This is a genomic window from Hippea jasoniae (assembly GCF_000744435.1).
In the GTDB taxonomy this organism is placed as follows: Bacteria; Campylobacterota_A; Desulfurellia; order Desulfurellales; family Hippeaceae; genus Hippea; species Hippea jasoniae.
On sequence record NZ_JQLX01000010.1, the window covers coordinates 213,050 to 229,401 of the forward strand.

Annotated in this window: 18 protein-coding genes and 1 tRNA gene; 17 read left to right on the forward strand and 2 right to left on the reverse strand. The window is 37.7% G+C overall.

The features are described 5' to 3' along the window. Positions 1-53: 53 nt before the first annotated feature. Together EK17_RS01770 and EK17_RS01775 are read left to right on the forward strand one after the other, a co-directional pair. Positions 54-1,502, forward strand: coding sequence for a GGDEF domain-containing protein (locus EK17_RS01770; RefSeq protein WP_035586952.1), 1,449 nt, complete (start codon positions 54-56; stop codon positions 1,500-1,502). After that, positions 1,499-2,545, forward strand: coding sequence for a M24 family metallopeptidase (locus EK17_RS01775; protein WP_035586954.1), 1,047 nt, complete (start codon positions 1,499-1,501; stop codon positions 2,543-2,545). Before EK17_RS01770 ends, EK17_RS01775 begins: the two co-directional genes overlap by 4 nt. A gap of 9 nt (positions 2,546-2,554) precedes the next feature. On the opposite strand, the gene EK17_RS01780 is transcribed toward EK17_RS01775, so the two are convergent. Then, positions 2,555-2,631: transfer RNA gene (locus tag EK17_RS01780), tRNA-Pro, on the reverse strand. A gap of 42 nt (positions 2,632-2,673) precedes the next feature. After that, positions 2,674-3,444 carry an enoyl-CoA hydratase/isomerase family protein gene (locus tag EK17_RS01785; protein ID WP_035586956.1) on the reverse strand — a complete coding sequence of 257 codons (771 nt, stop codon included), beginning with the start codon at positions 3,442-3,444 and terminating at the stop codon, positions 2,674-2,676. An 85-nt stretch (positions 3,445-3,529) separates the two neighbouring features. Here EK17_RS01785 and EK17_RS01790 point away from each other — a divergent pair, with 85 nt between their 5' ends. From EK17_RS01790 to folD, 15 genes are all read left to right on the forward strand, one after another. Further along, positions 3,530-4,456, forward strand: coding sequence for a ketopantoate reductase family protein (locus EK17_RS01790; protein WP_035586958.1), 927 nt, complete (start codon positions 3,530-3,532; stop codon positions 4,454-4,456). Between the two features lie 99 nt (positions 4,457-4,555). Then, positions 4,556-4,831 (forward strand): SHOCT domain-containing protein, encoded by a 276-nt coding sequence (locus EK17_RS01795; protein WP_198018123.1) that lies wholly within the window; start codon positions 4,556-4,558, stop codon positions 4,829-4,831. 13 nt (positions 4,832-4,844) lie between these two features. Then, a complete protein-coding gene (locus EK17_RS08895) occupies positions 4,845-5,498 on the forward strand; it encodes a plastocyanin/azurin family copper-binding protein (protein WP_051904346.1) in 654 nt (217 codons plus the stop codon). A 40-nt stretch (positions 5,499-5,538) separates the two neighbouring features. Beyond that, a complete protein-coding gene (locus tag EK17_RS01805; RefSeq protein ID WP_035586960.1) occupies positions 5,539-5,823 on the forward strand; it encodes a metal-sensing transcriptional repressor in 285 nt (94 codons plus the stop codon). 9 nt (positions 5,824-5,832) lie between these two features. After that, positions 5,833-6,219 carry a DUF302 domain-containing protein gene (locus EK17_RS01810; protein ID WP_035586962.1) on the forward strand — a complete coding sequence of 129 codons (387 nt, stop codon included), beginning with the start codon at positions 5,833-5,835 and terminating at the stop codon, positions 6,217-6,219. Between the two features lie 30 nt (positions 6,220-6,249). Continuing rightward, complete coding sequence (locus tag EK17_RS01815) at positions 6,250-8,280, forward strand: copper-translocating P-type ATPase (RefSeq protein ID WP_198018124.1); 2,031 nt, start codon at positions 6,250-6,252, stop codon at positions 8,278-8,280. Positions 8,281-8,386: 106 nt separating this feature from the next. Then, the gene (ilvB, locus tag EK17_RS01820; protein WP_035586965.1) at positions 8,387-10,081 is read left to right on the forward strand and encodes a biosynthetic-type acetolactate synthase large subunit; all 1,695 of its coding nucleotides are present in this window, start codon (positions 8,387-8,389) and stop codon (positions 10,079-10,081) included. Positions 10,082-10,096: 15 nt separating this feature from the next. Continuing rightward, a complete protein-coding gene (ilvN, locus tag EK17_RS01825) occupies positions 10,097-10,579 on the forward strand; it encodes an acetolactate synthase small subunit (protein ID WP_035586966.1) in 483 nt (160 codons plus the stop codon). Between the two features lie 16 nt (positions 10,580-10,595). Further along, the gene (ilvC, locus tag EK17_RS01830) at positions 10,596-11,612 is read left to right on the forward strand and encodes a ketol-acid reductoisomerase (protein WP_035587093.1); all 1,017 of its coding nucleotides are present in this window, start codon (positions 10,596-10,598) and stop codon (positions 11,610-11,612) included. Further along, the gene (locus tag EK17_RS01835; protein WP_035586968.1) at positions 11,596-12,249 is read left to right on the forward strand and encodes a phosphatidylserine decarboxylase family protein; all 654 of its coding nucleotides are present in this window, start codon (positions 11,596-11,598) and stop codon (positions 12,247-12,249) included. The genes ilvC and EK17_RS01835 overlap by 17 nt, the downstream gene beginning before the upstream one ends. Next, complete coding sequence (gene pssA / locus EK17_RS01840) at positions 12,246-12,983, forward strand: CDP-diacylglycerol--serine O-phosphatidyltransferase (protein WP_035586970.1); 738 nt, start codon at positions 12,246-12,248, stop codon at positions 12,981-12,983. Before EK17_RS01835 ends, pssA begins: the two co-directional genes overlap by 4 nt. Then, a complete protein-coding gene (locus tag EK17_RS01845; RefSeq protein ID WP_035586972.1) occupies positions 12,955-14,475 on the forward strand; it encodes a 2-isopropylmalate synthase in 1,521 nt (506 codons plus the stop codon). Before pssA ends, EK17_RS01845 begins: the two co-directional genes overlap by 29 nt. After that, complete coding sequence (locus EK17_RS09225) at positions 14,476-14,664, forward strand: hypothetical protein (RefSeq protein WP_084675047.1); 189 nt, start codon at positions 14,476-14,478, stop codon at positions 14,662-14,664. It abuts the gene before it with no gap. Beyond that, complete coding sequence (locus EK17_RS01850; protein WP_051904347.1) at positions 14,618-15,508, forward strand: DNA integrity scanning protein DisA nucleotide-binding domain protein; 891 nt, start codon at positions 14,618-14,620, stop codon at positions 15,506-15,508. The genes EK17_RS09225 and EK17_RS01850 overlap by 47 nt, the downstream gene beginning before the upstream one ends. Beyond that, positions 15,509-16,351 (forward strand): bifunctional methylenetetrahydrofolate dehydrogenase/methenyltetrahydrofolate cyclohydrolase FolD, encoded by an 843-nt coding sequence (gene folD, locus EK17_RS01855; RefSeq protein ID WP_035586973.1) that lies wholly within the window; start codon positions 15,509-15,511, stop codon positions 16,349-16,351. Position 16,352 lies beyond the last annotated feature (1 nt).

A 16,352-nucleotide genomic window follows, 5' to 3' on the forward strand; every position in this document is an offset into this window, starting at 1 on the left:
AAAGCTGATAAGTGTAGTAATATCGTAAGGATTGATGTAGTTGGGGGGATGGCATGATAAGAAAGACTATTTCAAAGGGAAGGGTAAACTGTTCAGTTTATATAGACAACCTTTCAAAGATTATAGTTCATCTTCTCATAGCTCTGAAAACATCGCATAAGCCTATCGATATCGAGATAGATAAACTCAAAGAGAAGGTTAAAAAGATAAAATTTCAGGAGGATATAAAACCGCTTGAGGCTTTAAGGGATGAGATTGCCGAGTTTGTTATTAAATACGATGAGTTTATTCTTGAACAAAAAAGGCAGTTTAACAGGCTTTTGCTTAATGATGTCAGTATTCTTATTGCTCTTGCAAAATCAGCAGAGGCTGATAAGCGCTACAGGGATAAATTGGACGAGGTCAAGGAGATTTTAAAAAACAGGATTGATATTGAATCGCTTAAGCAGGCAAAGGAGATTCTTTTTAGGCTTGGCACAGCCACCAAGGATTCAAAAGATATCGTTTATCGAGATATTATTGAAATTTTATTTATGCTGCTTGATGTTGAAAGCGATGATAAAAAAGCAAAGGATTATTTAGAAAAGGTAAAGCAGCTAAACGCAAAACTCTCAAGCAGTCCATATAGGCTTGATGAGACAGAGATTAGAAAACAGCTAAAAGAGCTTGTGGAGGAGAAGGAAAAACTTGAAGAAGAATATATTGCATCGCTGCAGACCAAGCTTGATAAGGCACTGAAGGCTTTGATTTACACAATAACTACTTTTAGCACATCATCAAACAATTATGTCAATACATTTCAGGGGCATATAGATGAGATAAACAACGCTATAAGCAGCAAAGATGTGGATGTTGATGAGTTAAGCAGAAGACTTATTGGTATTGCAATAAAGATCAAAGATACAACCATAACCATGAAAAATGAAATCGAGGAATACTCAAAAAAGATGGATGAGGCTAAAAAAACGATAGAGGAGCTTAAAGAGAAGCTTAAACAGGCTCAGGAGAATCTCATTGTCGATCCGCTTACCGGTATTTACAACAGAAGAGGACTTTTACACTTCTTACCAATGGAGATCAGTAAATCCACAAGGTATAACCAGCCGCTTTCTGTCATTATGGCAGACCTTGACCATTTCAGCAAGATTAACAACACCTACGGACATTTAGCAGGTGATATTGTTTTGAAGGGTTTTTGTAAGACTGTAAAATCGTTAATTAGAGCAGGGGATATACCCATTAGATACGGAGGCGAGGAGTTTTTGATTATTCTACCCAACACAACATTAGAAAAGGCTTACGATGTTGCAGAGAAGCTAAGGGAAGCAATCCAGAGGCTAAAATTCAAATATAAAGATGAAACATTCAGTATAACCTCAAGCTTTGGTGTGGCTCAATTTAGAGAAAACGATAGCATTGAGTCTTTGATAAAAAGAGCCGATAAGGCGTTGTATAAGGCAAAAGAGAAAAGAAATATAACTGTCAGGGAGGATCAGGTATGAATCAGGAGAGGCTTAATAAACTAATAGAGAAGATGGATGAATTTAACATAGACGGGGTTGTGCTGTTTAATGAGGCAGATATTAGATACTTCAGTAATTTTAAAAGTGGTGGCGTACTCATTGTTTTAAAGGATCAAGTAAAATTGTTTACAAATAGGCTTGTCTATGAAGAGGCAAGACAGCTGCTTGGCGATAGGGTTGAACTTGGAAGCGACCTTGATGATATAGCTAAGTTTTTAAAAAGTAACGGTGTATTAAGGGTTGGGTTTGATTTTTTAAGGTCAACATACGCACAGATTAAGGCGTTTGATGAGTTTGAGATTGTGGATTTTACAAATCAAACGCTAATGTTGAGGATGATTAAAGACAGGGATGAGATTAACGCTATCAGAAAGGCTGCAGTTGTTGCGCGAAACGCATTTTTAAAGGTTTATCCTTATCTAAAGCCGGGTTTAACAGAAAAAGAGATAGCTGATGAGCTTGCCTGTCAATTGAAAAAGCATGGTGCAGAAAAAGAGGCGTTTGATACGATTGTTGCAACAGGACCTAATGCAGCATATCCGCACCATCAGCCAACGGATAGAAAAATAGAAGAAGGGGATTTTGTTGTTATAGACTTTGGTGCAAAGGTCGATGGATACCATTCAGATACAACATACACCTTTTTGATGGGCAAAAAGACTGATGAGAAGAGGGAGTTGTTTAACGCTGTATTTTATGCTCAGCTTTACTCAACTGAGATGATAGCACCCTCAAGAACAAAGGCAAGTGAGGTTTACAAAAGGGCAAAAAGCGAGCTTGCTAAGTTTGGTCTGGATAAATATTTTATCCACTCACTGGGTCATGGGATAGGGTTGGAGGTTCATGAGTTTCCTTTCTTGAATGAGAAAAATGATATGGTTATTCAGCCCAATATGGTTTTTACGATAGAGCCGGGGATTTATATTCCAGGAAAACTTGGCATTAGACTTGAACATATGGTGCTTGTTAAGGAAAACGACACAGAAGTAATAGCCTTCACACCGTTTATGGAGATAATGTAGAAAAATAGATGGTCGGGGCGGAGGGACTTGAACCCACGACCCCCAGTACCCGAAACTGGTGCGCTACCAAGCTGCGCTACGCCCCGCACCAAGCAACATTATAATAAAACCACTCAAAGCTTCAAGTTTTATTTTAGTTTCCAGTTTGGTTGGCGTTTCTGCAGGAAAGCCTCAACTCCCTCTTTTGCATCCTCAAGTGCACAAATTTGGGTGAATGCGTAATTTGCAAGCTCAATTGCCTTTTCATGTGGTAGATCTGCCATTTTGTAGAATGCGTTTCTTGTTATCTGAAGTGCAAGAGGGCTTTTTTGAGCAAGTTCTTCTGCCAATTTCATTGTTTCTTCTTCTAATTTATCATCATCCACGACCCTGTTTATTAAACCCCACTGGTAGGCTTCTTCTGCCATAATTATTCTGCCTGTAAGCAGTAGCTCAAGTGTTCTTTTTCTACCTATAATCCTTGATACAGCAACAGCAGGTCCAATGCAGGATAAACCCACATTTATGGCTGTTAAACCAAATTTTGTTCCTTTGGCTGCAACGGCAAGATCACATAGTGCAACAAGCCCAAAGCCATTTGCCACGGCAAACCCTTTTACCGATGCAATAGTTGGTTTTTTCATGTTTGTCATTGTTAAGTTCATCTGCTCCATTAATTGGGTGGTTTTGAGTAATTCAAGCGGTGTTTTGTCTTTTAATTCGTTGACATCTATACCAGCAGAAAACCCTTTACCTGCCGCATTAATCACAACCACCCGTATATCTTTGTCGTTATCAAGCTCAACAAGTGCATCGTTTAGCTGACGGGCAAGCGGCGTTGTAAAAACATTTAAATGCTCAGGATCGTTTAGTGTAATAAAGCCTATCTGACCGTTTTTTGATACCTCAATCTCCTTCATTTTTACACCTCCATGGGTTTTTAAAAATTATAGCTATTTTTTAGAAAATTTGGTAGTGTTTTGTTAAAAAAGTGGAGGTTGGAAGATGAATATAGTTGTTTATGGTGCAGGGGCTTTAGGTTTATATTTTGCGGGTTTGCTATCTACCCAAAACAATGTATTTTGTATTTCACGCAAAAGGATAGCAGATGCAGTAAAACAAAAAGGAGTTGTGATTTTAAAGAATGGTGAAGAAAAAAGGTTTGAAATTGAGATTTCATCAAATCCTGAAGATGTGGATTTTGGCGTTGATATAGTTATTTTAGCTTCAAAAAGCTACGATAGCCAGAAAAATCTTCAGGATATTAAAAACAGATGGCCGTTTTGTAATCTTATAACACTTCAAAACGGTATCTATACAGAGGATTTAGCCAGAAAGCTTTTTAAAGAATCTCAGATTTTTCCTATGGTTAGCAATATCGGCTCTCGTTTTGTATCTGATAATGTTATTGAGGAGTTTCTTAATCACGGTATCGTTTTGGGTAGTCTAAAAAGGGGGGTGACATTTAACCACATAGCAACGATGTTTGGATATGTAGGGATTGATGTACTTGTTTCAGATAATATCATGCGTGATAAATGGAAGAAATTTATGTTTTACTGCGGAGGAGCAACGATTAATGCATTAACAGATGTGCTGGATTTGGAAAATAAAAACTCATTATGGATAACAAAGCGGGTTCTTAATGAGATGTGTGAAGTTGGAAAAAAACTCGATCTTGATTTTGACATAGATCTTTTAGCCAGAGAGGCTTTTGAGTTTATGATGTCATTTAAGCCAAGAAGCTGGAAGGCAAGTGTGGGTCAGGATTTAAGGAGAGGTAGAAAAACAGAAATAGATTATCTAAACGGTTATCTTGTAAAACTTGCAAAAGATGTAGGTGTTGATGTGCCTGTCAATGAAACGCTCTATAGGCTTGTCAAGACCTTAGAAACAACAGGGTTGTTTACAAAGATAAAAGATAATTTGTGATTTTCTACTTGACAAAATTAGTAAAAGGTTTTATATTATAAGTGATTTCTAATCCCCCCCCCATATGGGAGGGATAAATTTATTTTAAGGAGGTTTTGTGTGTTTCATGGAATGTATGGTTTAGGATTTAGGGGAATAGGAGGATGGTATATGGGTATTTTAATTTTAGTCGTTTTTGTTATTGCAATCCTTTTTTTAGTGAAGTTTGGGTTTAACAATTCGCCTCATAGGGATAGAGATTACAGTAGGGATGAATATAACCCGATGTCAATAGGAGATGAAGATCCTATTGTGATTTTAAAAAAAAGGTATGCAAAGGGTGAAATAGACAAAGAAACTTTTGAAAAAATGAAAAAAGATTTAGAGAAATTATAGAAAGGAGTTTGGGATGAGAAGTTATTTTTTTGTGGTTAGTTTAGTTTTGATGCTGGGTGGTTCTTTTTCTTTTAATACTACTGTTTCTGCAACAAATATGATGGGTGGCTCCCAAATGATGGGCGGTAAAGGAAACATGAAGGGTAATATGATGGGTGGCTCCCAAATGATGAATAAAATGAGAAATTTGAGTACTATTTCAATTAACGAATTAAAGAGTTTCTATAAAATCCCTGTTGCTGGTGTAAGGATTAATAAAAAGACAAATACGGTAAAATTTTTGGATTCAAAGATTACTATACCTATAATAGCTTCTCCTGATGAGGATAATATGTATGCCTTCGGTGTTTATGGTTTGGTTAATCCTACTATTGTTGTTAAAGAAGGCTCTGTTATAACCATTAAACTTGTTAATAAGGATGATGATATGCCTCATGCAATAATGATTACAAAAACCCAACCACCTTACAACAATATGCCCATGATGATGAACAGTGTTGCATTTGGAGGGGCTGTAATTATGCCCATACCAAAGAAATCGAATTCGGGATATTATGTTGATAGCACAACATTTACGGCAACCACCCCTGGCGTGTATTACTATATTTGCCAGATTCCTGGTCATGCTGCAAAAGGTATGTATGGTAAATTTGTTGTCTTAAAATGATAAGTAGATTTTTAGAGAGGATGGTAAGTAAGTGAGTTCTATGGAAAAAGCGGATATAAAACATAAAGAGGCTTATCAACTGTTAAAAACTGCTTTAGGGCATTTAAAGGCTGTTACTGCTATGATTGAGGAAAATAGGTATTGTATTGATATTTCTACTCAACTAATGGCAGTGATTTCTATTCTAAAAAAGTCAAATGCAATGATACTGAGTAAGCATCTAAAAACCTGCATAAAGGATGCTGTGAGGTATAAGGATGAATCCGAAATAGATGAAAAGATAGAAGAGATGGATAAAATTATTAAATATATCATTAAAATGTAGGAGGGAAAAATGGATTACGGATATAAGAAAAAGGTGAATCTATCATTTGTAGATGCAATTCAAAAAACAAAAAAAGCATTGTCAGAGAATGGCTTTGGTATCTTATCAACTATTGATATGAAATATACACTTTATGAGAAATTGAAAGTTGATATTGAAAATTATGTAATACTTGAAGCATGTAATCCTCCTAATGCACACAGAGCAATGCAGGCAGAACAGGATATCGGTTTATTGTTGCCATGCAATGTAATAGTATATGAATTTAAAGGTGAAGTATATGTTGCGGCTGTTCGTCCCACTGTTCTTATGGGAGGAATAGAGAATAATGCATTACATGATGTTGCATCAGATATCGAAAATAAACTTAAAAAAGCAATAGATGCTGTAAAATAGTCAAATTGATAAAAAGGGGGAAAGTGTAGAATGGATGGAATGTTATCTATGAATCATAAACATAATAGTAATCACGATCAACATGATAGCCATAATGTAAATAAACATGACCATTTAGAGCATCATAGGAGGATGGCTGATGACTTCAAAAAGAGGTTTATAGTATCATTGATTGTGACTTTTCCTATTCTTTCACTTTCCCCTTTAGTTCAGCAGTTAGTCGGTATAAGTGTAAGTCTTCCTTTCAATAAATATATACTGTGGATTTTATCTACTTTTGTGTATTTTTATGGAGGATGGCCTTTTTTTAAAGGTGCTTATAGTGAGTTAAAAGATAGACAACCAGGAATGATGCTTCTTGTTGCATTAGCAATCAGCGTGGCCTACATTTACAGCACAGCAGTGGTTGTTGCTTTAAAGGGTAAATACTTTTTCTGGGAATTGGCAACTCTGATAGATATTATGCTAATTGGCCATTATATAGAAATGAAATCGGTTATAAGTGCCTCAAAAGCTTTAGAGATGCTTGCAAAACTTTTGCCTAAAACAGCTCATTTGAAAATAGATGATAAATTTGTTGATATCGATATAGAAAAATTGAAGAAGGGAAATGTTGTTTTAGTTAAAGCTGGGGAAAAGATTCCTGCAGACGGTACGATCATTAAAGGCGAGACCTACATTGATGAATCTATGATTACTGGCGAATCGAAACCAATAAAAAAGTCAATAAATGATAGAGTAATAGGTGGTTCAACAAATGGTGATGGAACAATTGAGATTATTGTTGAACAGGCTGGTAAAGAGTCGTATATACATAAAGTTATTGAGCTTGTCAAACAAGCGCAATCTTCAAAATCAAAGACGCAGAGAATAGCTGATATCGCTGCAAAATGGCTTACAATAATTGCTATATCAGCTGGAACTATTACATTTTTGTATTGGTATTTTTTTGGACCGAGTTTAGAATTTGCTATAGAGAGAATGGCAACAGTTATGATTATTACTTGTCCACACGCATTGGGGTTAGCAATACCTTTAGTTAGCGCAGTATCAACCTCAATAGCAGCTAAAAATGGTTTACTAATTAGGAACAGAACTGCTTTTGAGAACTCTAAAAATATAGATATTATGGCATTTGATAAAACGGGAACACTGACTAAAGGAAATTTTATAGTATCATCGGTTGTAATTTTTGATAAAAAATATACTCAAGAAAATATAATCCAATATGCAGCATCGTTAGAACAAGGTTCTGAACATCCTATTGCAAGAGGAATAATAGAAAAGTTCAAAAAAATAAAGAGCCCGTTGTTGGATGTAGAAAAATTCAATGTTTTAAAGGGAGAAGGTGTTGAAGGCATAATTAATGGATCTAAAATTGCACTTGTTAGTGAACAATATCTTAAAAGAAACAATATAAAAATAACTTTTGATAATACTTATCAGGGTTCTTTTGTGTATGTCCTTAAAGATAATAAACCTATCGGACTAATTGTGTTATCAGATGAAATAAGAGAGGAGTCAAAAGAGGCGATTAAGGATTTACATAATTTAGGTATTAAATGCTGGATGATTACAGGGGATAATAAAAATATAGCTGAATATGTTAGTAAGGTGCTAAATATAGATGGGTATTTTGCAGAGGTTTTGCCTCACGAAAAACTTGTTAAAATAAAGCAATTACAAGAGAATAATAATTTTGTTGCCATGACAGGTGATGGTATTAATGATGCACCTGCGCTTGCTCAAGCCGACATTGGTATAGCCATTGGATCAGGTACTGATGTTGCAATTGAAACGGCTGACATTATTTTAACCAATAGCTCTCCAAAAGATGTTGTATCATTGATTTTGTTAGGTAGGGCAACATACAATAAAATCATTCAAAATTTATTGTGGGCTGTGGGTTACAATGTTGTGGCAATACCCCTTGCAGCTGGAGTTTTATATAATTATGGTATATTAATATCTCCAGCTATTGGAGCCGGTTTAATGTCTTTAAGCACTGTGATTGTAGCAATAAATTCTAAGCTGTTGAGAATTAAAAAAGAGTATAAATAGCTTAAGTTTTTTCTTGATAAATTCATTATATTTACTATAATAATCACTCAAACTTGCAGGGGGGATGATTTAATCCAACTCATAAACCACTCAAGAAGGAGGGGCAATGAAGCTTACAGGATCCCAGATATTTATAGAAAGTTTAAAAAAAGAAGGGGTGGAATATCTTTTTGGTATTCCGGGGGGAGCTATTATCGATCTACATGATGAGCTTTATAAACAAAACGATATTAAATTTATTTTGACAAGGCATGAACAGGCTGCTGTTCATATGGCAGATGGTTATGCACGCGCTACTGGCAAACCAGGCGTTGCCCTTGTTACAAGCGGACCTGGCGCAACAAACACCGTAACAGGGCTTGCGACAGCTTACATGGATTCAATACCTGTGATTGTTTTTACCGGTCAGGTGCCAACGCATCTTATAGGCAATGATGCTTTTCAGGAAGCCGATATTGTTGGTATGACACGCTCATGCACCAAGTATAACTTTCTTGTTAAAGATGTTGAAGATTTAGCAGAGATAATTAAAAAGGCGTTCTATATAGCAACAACAGGTAGGCCGGGTCCGGTGTTGATAGACTTTCCCAAAGATGTGCAGGTTTCCAAAGCATCTTTTAAATACCCAGAGAGCATTCATATCAGGGGTTATAATCCCACATATCACGGCAATCCCAAGCAGATAAGAAAGGTTGCAAAAGCCATAGTGTCCGCAAAAAAACCTCTACTGTATGTGGGTGGAGGCGTTATTACCTCGCAGGCTCATCAGGAGTTATTCAAGCTTGCCAAGAAACTCAAAATTCCAGTATTTACAACGCTTATGGGTATTGGTGCATATCCTGAGGATGACGAGCTAAGCCTTGGTATGGCAGGCATGCATGGCACTTACAGAGCAAATATGGCTATTCAATATTGCGATTTGTTGATTTCTGTTGGTGCAAGATTTGATGACAGGGTTACAGGTAAGGTTTCTGAGTTTGCGCCTTATGCCAAGATAGTGCACATCGATATAGATCCAACAAGTATCAGTAAAAATATTAAAGTGGATTATCCGCTTGTTGGTGATGCAAGGCTTGTTTTACAGGAGCTTTTGCATGTGCTTGAGGATTATTCCTCGATCGATTTTGACGAAATTAGAAAACCGTGGCTTGAGCAGATCGAGAAATGGAAAAACGAGCATAAGTTGGCCTATAACACCGAAACCGATGAAATTCTGCCTCAATATGTTATAGAAAAGCTTGCGGAACTTACAAAAGATGATGATCCTGTAATATCTACAGAGGTTGGTCAGCATCAGATGTGGGTGGCTCAGTTTTATACATTCAGAAAACCAAGGCAGCTGCTTACATCGGGTGGTTTAGGAACAATGGGTTATGGCTTTCCAGCTGGTATTGGAGCACAGTTTGGTTTTAAGGATAGACCCGTTTATGTGATTGCGGGTGATGGAAGCTTTCAGATGAATGAACAGGAGCTTGCCACTATTGTTGCATATGATATTCCGGTTAAGGTGATAATTTTAAATAACGGCTATCTGGGTATGGTCAGGCAGTGGCAACAGCTGTTCTACGGTAGAAGGTATGCTTTCACAAATATAGAGGTTCAGCCTGACTTTGTTAAGCTGGCAGAAAGCTACGGTATTAAGGCAAGAAGGATAAGAAAGAAAGAAGAGGTTGAGGATGCTTTGGTTGAGATGAAAAATCATAAAGGGGCATACCTGTTGGATGCCATCATTGCAAGGGAAGAGAATGTTTATCCAATGGTGCCTGCGGGTGCGCCAATTAGCAATATGCTGTTAACTTAAAGAGGGGTGGGGGTTATGAAGAGGATTTTTTCTATTATTGTAGAGAACCAGGCAGGTGTTTTAAGCAGGGTGGCAAACCTGTTTGCCGCACGGGGCTATAACATAGATGCCTTGAGTGTTGCTCCCATTAACGAAGAGGGGCTTTCAAGGATGACAATAGTGACAGAGGGCAATGAGCAGGTGCTTGAGCAGATTGGTAAGCAGCTCAATAAGCTAATCGATGTAATTAAGGTAGTGGAATTTGGTGATGAGCCGTTTGTTGAGCGTGAAATGGCTTTGATTAAAATGCATACCGATATGAATACGCGTGCCGAGGTTTTGAGGATTGTTGATATATTTAGAGGTAAAATTGTCGATGTTTCTCACGATTCCTATACGGTTGAGGTAACAGGTGATACAGAAAAAATAAATGCTATCTTGAAGCTACTTGAGCCTTTTGGTATAAAAGAGCTTGCAAGAACGGGAAAAGTGGCTATGATAAGAGAAAAGAAGAGGTAGGAGGTTTTAAATGGCGCTGAATATATACTATGAAAAGGATGCGGATCTATCTTTAATTAAATCAAAAAAGGTTGCTGTTATCGGTTATGGATCTCAGGGTTATGCTCATTCAAACAATTTGAAAGACTCAGGCTGTGATGTTGTAGTGGGTTTAAGAAAGGGGTCAAAATCGTGGCAAAAGGCTGAAGCAGCAGGTTTGAAGGTTATGGAAACTGCTGAAGCTGCTAAATGGGGCGATGTGATTATGATACTTGCACCAGATGAATTGCAGCCTGAGATATATAAAGAATCGATTGAGCCAAATCTAAAAGAGGGTGATACGATAGCATTTGGACATGGTTTTAATATACATTTTGGTCAAATCGTTCCCCCCGCAGATGTTAATGTTATGATGATTGCACCAAAAGGTCCTGGTCATCTTGTAAGAAGGGAGTATGAAAAAGGCAGGGGTGTGCCGATGTTGATTGCTGTAGCTCAGGATTACTCTGGCAACACAAAAGAGCTTGCTTTGAGTTATGCAGCCGCAATTGGTGGTGCAAGGGCAGGTGTTATTGAGACAACATTTAAGGATGAAACAGAAACCGATCTATTTGGTGAGCAGACCGTATTGTGTGGCGGTGTAACTTCTCTTGTAAAAGCAGGTTTTGAAACACTTGTTGAGGCTGGTTATCCAGAAGAGATGGCTTATTTTGAAACATTCCATGAATTAAAACTGATTGTTGATTTGATGTATGAAAGCGGCATCTGGGGCATGAGGTATTCAATCTCAAACACAGCAAAATACGGTGATGTGACAAGGGGTCCAAGGGTTATAGACGAAAGTGTAAAGCAGAGAATGAAGGCTATTTTAAAAGAGATTCAGGATGGAAGCTTTGCACGCGAGTGGGTGCTTGAAAATAAAAGCGGTAGAACCGTATTTAATAAGCTGATTGAAAAAGATAAGAATCATCCAATTGAGAAAGTCGGTGCAAAATTGAGAAAAATGATGCCATGGATTGAGGAGAATAAGGCTATAGATGAGTCTAAAAACTAACGAGAAGGATTTAATAGCAAAAGAGGGTTATCCTTTTATAGCAGGTTTTGGTTTATCAGCAGCTGTTTGTGGGGCTTTGAAATGTAAATATACATCCATTGCTTTTGCCACAGCTGCTGCCTATAGCTGTTTTTTCTTTAGAAACCCAAAACGCAACATGCCTGCTTTAAAAAACGGTCTGGTAAGTGCTGCTGACGGCAGGGTCGTTTTTGCAGGAAAGGCTTTTGAGCGTTTCTTTTTAAAAAAAGAGGTAGATCGCATCAGCGTATTTATGTCTTTGTTTGATGTTCATATCAACAGGGCTCCAGTGGATGGTTTTGTTGTTGATTCGGTTTATAATAAAGGCAAATTTTTGCCTGCAAATGTAGAAAAAGCCTCACTGGATAATGAGCAAAGTGCAATTTTAATAGAAACACTTTCTAAGAAAAAGGTTGTGGTTGTGCAGATTGCGGGTCTTGTTGCAAGAAGAATTGCAACATATCCAAAGCCCGGTGATTATGTTAAAAAGGGCGATATTATAGGTTTGATTAGATTTGGTTCAAGGGTTGACATTTATGTTGATGCAGATATTGAATGGACTGTTGTTTTAAATGAAAAAGTGAAGGCTAAAGAAAGCCTTATAGGTGTTTTGAAATGAAAAGAAGTAGAGCTGTTTATATTCTGCCAAATCTTTTTACTACAGTAAATCTTGCTGCGGGCTTTTATGCCATACTGCTTGCCAATAGTGGTAGATTTTTAGCATCAGCCTGGGTAATACTCTTTGCTGTTTTGTTTGATAATTTAGATGGCAAGGTGGCGCGTTTAACACATACAGAAAGTCAGTTTGGTGTTGAGTATGACTCATTAAGCGACCTTGTGAGTTTTGGTGTGGCACCAGCGTTTTTGATGTATCTATTTGTCCTTAAGGATTTTGGAAGATTGGGTATTATTGCTTCTTTTTTGTTTTTGATCAGTGGTGCATTGAGGCTTGCAAGGTTTAATGTTCAAACTGTTCATCGTGAGAGTTTTATCGGTTTACCGATTCCTGGTGGGGCAAGTGTTGTTGCTGCATTTGTTCTTGTTTTTTTAAAGTTTAAACTTGATTTGCATAAACTGGACTTGTTGTTTTTGATTTCGATGTATCTTTTGGCGTTTTTGATGATAAGCCCTATTAAATACAGAAGCATGAAGAAAACAAGTGTGAGCAAAAAGATATCGATCAGGGTATTTGCTTTGATAGTGCTTGTGCTTTCTTTGATGGTATTTAAACCTTATATTTTTATACCGCTTGTAGTATTTACCTATGCAATATCAGGTCCTGTTGAATATATTGTAAAATTGTTAAGATTTAGGGGGGTGGGTTATGAGCGACAGGAAGATAATAATCTTTGATACGACCTTAAGGGATGGTGAGCAATCACCAGGTGCAAGCATGAATACCTCTGAGAAGGTAGCAATTGCCAAACAGCTTGAAAAGTTGGGTGTGGATGTGATTGAAGCAGGTTTTGCTGCGGCAAGCCCGGGAGATCTTGAGGCTATTAAAGAGGTATCTAAAGCGTTAGAAAAACCTATTATTGCATCACTTGCAAGGGCTGTGAAAAAGGATATTGAGGCTGCAGCAGAGGCTTTGGCTGAGGCAAAAAGAAAAAGAATCCATACCTTCATTGCCACAAGTCCTGTGCATGTTGAAAAGAAGCTGGGTATGAGCTATGAGGCTGTAAAAGAAGCTGCAGTAGATGCTGTTAGATATGCAAGGAATTTTTGCGATGATGTGGAGTTTTCTGCAGAGGATGCAACAAGAAGCGATTGGGATTATCTGTGTGAGATTTTTGAAGAGGCTATTAAGGCTGGTGCAAAAACGATTAATATTCCCGACACAGTTGGTTATACTACACCGCAGGAGTATTACGAGCTTATTAAATACATTATGAACAAAGTGCCCAATATAGACAAGGCTGTTGTGAGTGTTCACTGTCATAACGACCTTGGAATGGCTGTGGCAAATTCACTATCTGCTGTTTTGGCTGGCGCAAATCAGGTTGAATGCACGATAAACGGTATAGGGGAAAGGGCAGGCAATGCAGCCTTAGAAGAGATAGTTATGGCTATAAAGGTAAGGTCTGATTTCTATAAAGGTTGCTATACAGATATCAATACAAAGGAGATCTATCCAGCAAGCAGACTTGTAAGTAAACTAACAGGGCTCAAGGTTCAGAGGAATAAGGCTATTGTGGGTAAAAATGCCTTTGCCCATGAGGCCGGTATCCATCAGGATGGAGTTATAAAAGAGAAAAGCACTTATGAGATTATGAAACCAGAGGATGTCGGCATCGACACAAGCAAACTCGTTTTAGGAAAACATTCAGGCAGACATGGACTTGAAGAAAGACTCAAGGAGCTGGGTTATAATCTTACAAAAGAGCAGATAGATGAGATATTTGTTGAATTCAAAAAACTTGCAGATAAGAAAAAAGAGATATATGATGAAGATTTGAGGGCATTGATTGAGGATAAGTATAAACTTACACCTCAGGTTTATAAGCTTGTTTCTCTGCAGGTTGTTGCAGGAAGTTCAGCAAAGCCAACGGCTACCATCAAGCTTGTTAAAAACAACGAAGAATTTGAGGATGCTGCGCTGGGTGATGGTCCTGTTGATGCTACATTCAGAGCACTTGAAAGGATTACCTATGTTAAAGGAAAGCTCATTAGCTACGATATCCAGGCACTTACAGAAGGCAAGGATGCAATTGGCGAGGTGACGGTAAAGGTGTACTTCCCCGATTTGGATACGACGATTATCGGCAGGGGAACATCAACCGATGTTATTGAAGCATCGGCAAAAGCTTATCTTGATGCGATAAATAAAGCATTGGCGAGAATGTAGATGGAAGATAAGAGAGTAAGTTGCAGTGTATGCGCATGGAGGGCTACATGCGCAAAACGCTTCAGCATGAGTGATTCGGCAGCCCTCCACTGCCCCGATTTTGTTTTTGATGTTTCGTTGAAAAAGGAGATAGAAAAGAGCGATGATAACAGCTCAAATACGGGAAGACCTGCTCAAAAAAGCGTTTGAAATAGCCAAAAATTCGCCAAAAAGCGTTGTTGTGGCATACTACAGCGACATATCTCAAGACAAAGAGATACTTGAGTTTTTTGAGAAAGAGGGCGATGTTGGCAAAGTGATTGTTATGAAAGAATCGGAGTATGAGGAAAATGAGGATGATATTGAAACAATAGAGACGCTTGGCAGTCTTATAAAAGTACCTGATATCAGTTTTGATAGAATAAATAAGATCAAGGTTGCATTAATGATCGGTACATCATCGGGGATTCTATCAAAAGATCACGATATCGTGGCCTTAACCGGTTCAAGTGGTGGTATCGATACGGTTATGTTTCTGGATATATCAAAAGAAAAGGAACTATTGAGCTTTAAGGGTGATATAAACCTTGAAAAAACGGTAAAGCCGGAGGTTTTTGAGAAGGTTTTAAGGATTGCTTTAGAACTTGCCAATCAGGGTAGAGAGGGCAAAAGTGTAGGTGCTATATTTATTTTGGGTGATAAAGAAAAGGTGCTTGAAAACATAAAACAGATGATTTTTAATCCCTTTAAAGGTTATAGTCCTGATGAGAGAAATATTTTAAAGGTTAACTTAGATGATACACTGAAGGAATACAGTCTTTTGGATGGTGCTATAGTGATTGATTGCAACGGCGTTATAGAGACTGCAGGGGCTTATATTTCTGTTTCCACTGCTGTGGATGATCTACCCAAAGGTCTTGGTGCTCGCCATATAGCTGCTGCCTCTATTACTGCTGTTACAAATGCAATAAGTATTGTTGTATCGGAATCAACAGGGGATGTAACCATATTCAAAAACGGTTCTATTATTACAAGAATCGAGAAGGTGAGTTAAATGGTTTTATTAAATGGAAAAGAACTTGCCTCAAAAATCAGGCAACAGATAAAAGAAGAGGTTTTAAAGCTAAAGAGTAAAGGTATAATACCTGGCCTTGCTTTTATTCTTGTTGGGGATAATCCAGCCAGTCAGGTTTATGTAAATATGAAAACCAAAGCCTGCGAAGAGGTGGGTATCTACTCAATCAACCACAGGATGCCAAAAGAGGTTTCAGAAAAGGAATTAATTGAAGTAATTAAAATGCTTAATGAAAACCCAATGGTGCACGGCATATTGGTGCAGTTGCCGCTGCCTGAACATATAGATGAGGAAAAGATTATAGAAGCGATTGATTATAAAAAGGATGTGGATGGATTTCATCCTTACAATATGGGTAGGCTTGCAAGAGGTAATCCACTGTTTAGCTCCTGCACGCCTTTTGGTATAATGAAGATGTTTGAGCATTACAATATAGATGTTAAAGGTAAAGATGTGGTTATGGTGGGTTCCGGGAATATCACAGGAAAGCCTATGACTTTGATGCTGGCAAACGCTGGTGCTACGGTTCAGTTGTGCCATATTTATACACAGAATTTAGAAGAGAAAACACGCAGGGCGGATATAGTTATTTCTGCTGTGGGTAAACCAGGATTGATTAAATCTAATATGGTTAAAGAGGGAGCGATTGTTGTTGATGTAGGAATCAGTAAAGTAGCTGGAAAGGTTGTCGGAGATGTAGATTTTGAGGAAGTTTCTCAAAAAGCCTCATATATTACGCCTGTTCCTGGCGGTGTGGGTCCGATGACCATTGCAATGCTACTTTACAATACCCTTCTTTCTGTTAAACTGAAGGAAAAGTAAG

What these genes read in the sequence shown, in the direction of transcription:
- EK17_RS01810 (WP_035586962.1), top strand. Translation starts at nt 5,833, where the DNA reads ATGGATTACGGATATAAGAAAAAGGTGAATCTATCATTTGTAGATGCA.
- EK17_RS01805 (WP_035586960.1), top strand. Translation starts at nt 5,539, where the DNA reads ATGGAAAAAGCGGATATAAAACATAAAGAGGCTTATCAACTGTTAAAA.
- ilvB (WP_035586965.1), top strand. Translation starts at nt 8,387, where the DNA reads ATGAAGCTTACAGGATCCCAGATATTTATAGAAAGTTTAAAAAAAGAA.
- EK17_RS01815 (WP_198018124.1), top strand. Translation starts at nt 6,250, where the DNA reads ATGGATGGAATGTTATCTATGAATCATAAACATAATAGTAATCACGAT.
- EK17_RS01770 (WP_035586952.1), top strand. Translation starts at nt 54, where the DNA reads ATGATAAGAAAGACTATTTCAAAGGGAAGGGTAAACTGTTCAGTTTAT.
- EK17_RS01785 (WP_035586956.1), bottom strand. Translation starts at nt 3,444, where the DNA reads ATGAAGGAGATTGAGGTATCAAAAAACGGTCAGATAGGCTTTATTACA.
- EK17_RS01775 (WP_035586954.1), top strand. Translation starts at nt 1,499, where the DNA reads ATGAATCAGGAGAGGCTTAATAAACTAATAGAGAAGATGGATGAATTT.
- ilvN (WP_035586966.1), top strand. Translation starts at nt 10,097, where the DNA reads ATGAAGAGGATTTTTTCTATTATTGTAGAGAACCAGGCAGGTGTTTTA.
- EK17_RS08895 (WP_051904346.1), top strand. Translation starts at nt 4,845, where the DNA reads ATGAGAAGTTATTTTTTTGTGGTTAGTTTAGTTTTGATGCTGGGTGGT.
- EK17_RS01790 (WP_035586958.1), top strand. Translation starts at nt 3,530, where the DNA reads ATGAATATAGTTGTTTATGGTGCAGGGGCTTTAGGTTTATATTTTGCG.
- EK17_RS09225 (WP_084675047.1), top strand. Translation starts at nt 14,476, where the DNA reads ATGGAAGATAAGAGAGTAAGTTGCAGTGTATGCGCATGGAGGGCTACA.
- folD (WP_035586973.1), top strand. Translation starts at nt 15,509, where the DNA reads ATGGTTTTATTAAATGGAAAAGAACTTGCCTCAAAAATCAGGCAACAG.
- EK17_RS01850 (WP_051904347.1), top strand. Translation starts at nt 14,618, where the DNA reads ATGATAACAGCTCAAATACGGGAAGACCTGCTCAAAAAAGCGTTTGAA.
- EK17_RS01835 (WP_035586968.1), top strand. Translation starts at nt 11,596, where the DNA reads ATGAGTCTAAAAACTAACGAGAAGGATTTAATAGCAAAAGAGGGTTAT.
- pssA (WP_035586970.1), top strand. Translation starts at nt 12,246, where the DNA reads ATGAAAAGAAGTAGAGCTGTTTATATTCTGCCAAATCTTTTTACTACA.
- EK17_RS01845 (WP_035586972.1), top strand. Translation starts at nt 12,955, where the DNA reads ATGAGCGACAGGAAGATAATAATCTTTGATACGACCTTAAGGGATGGT.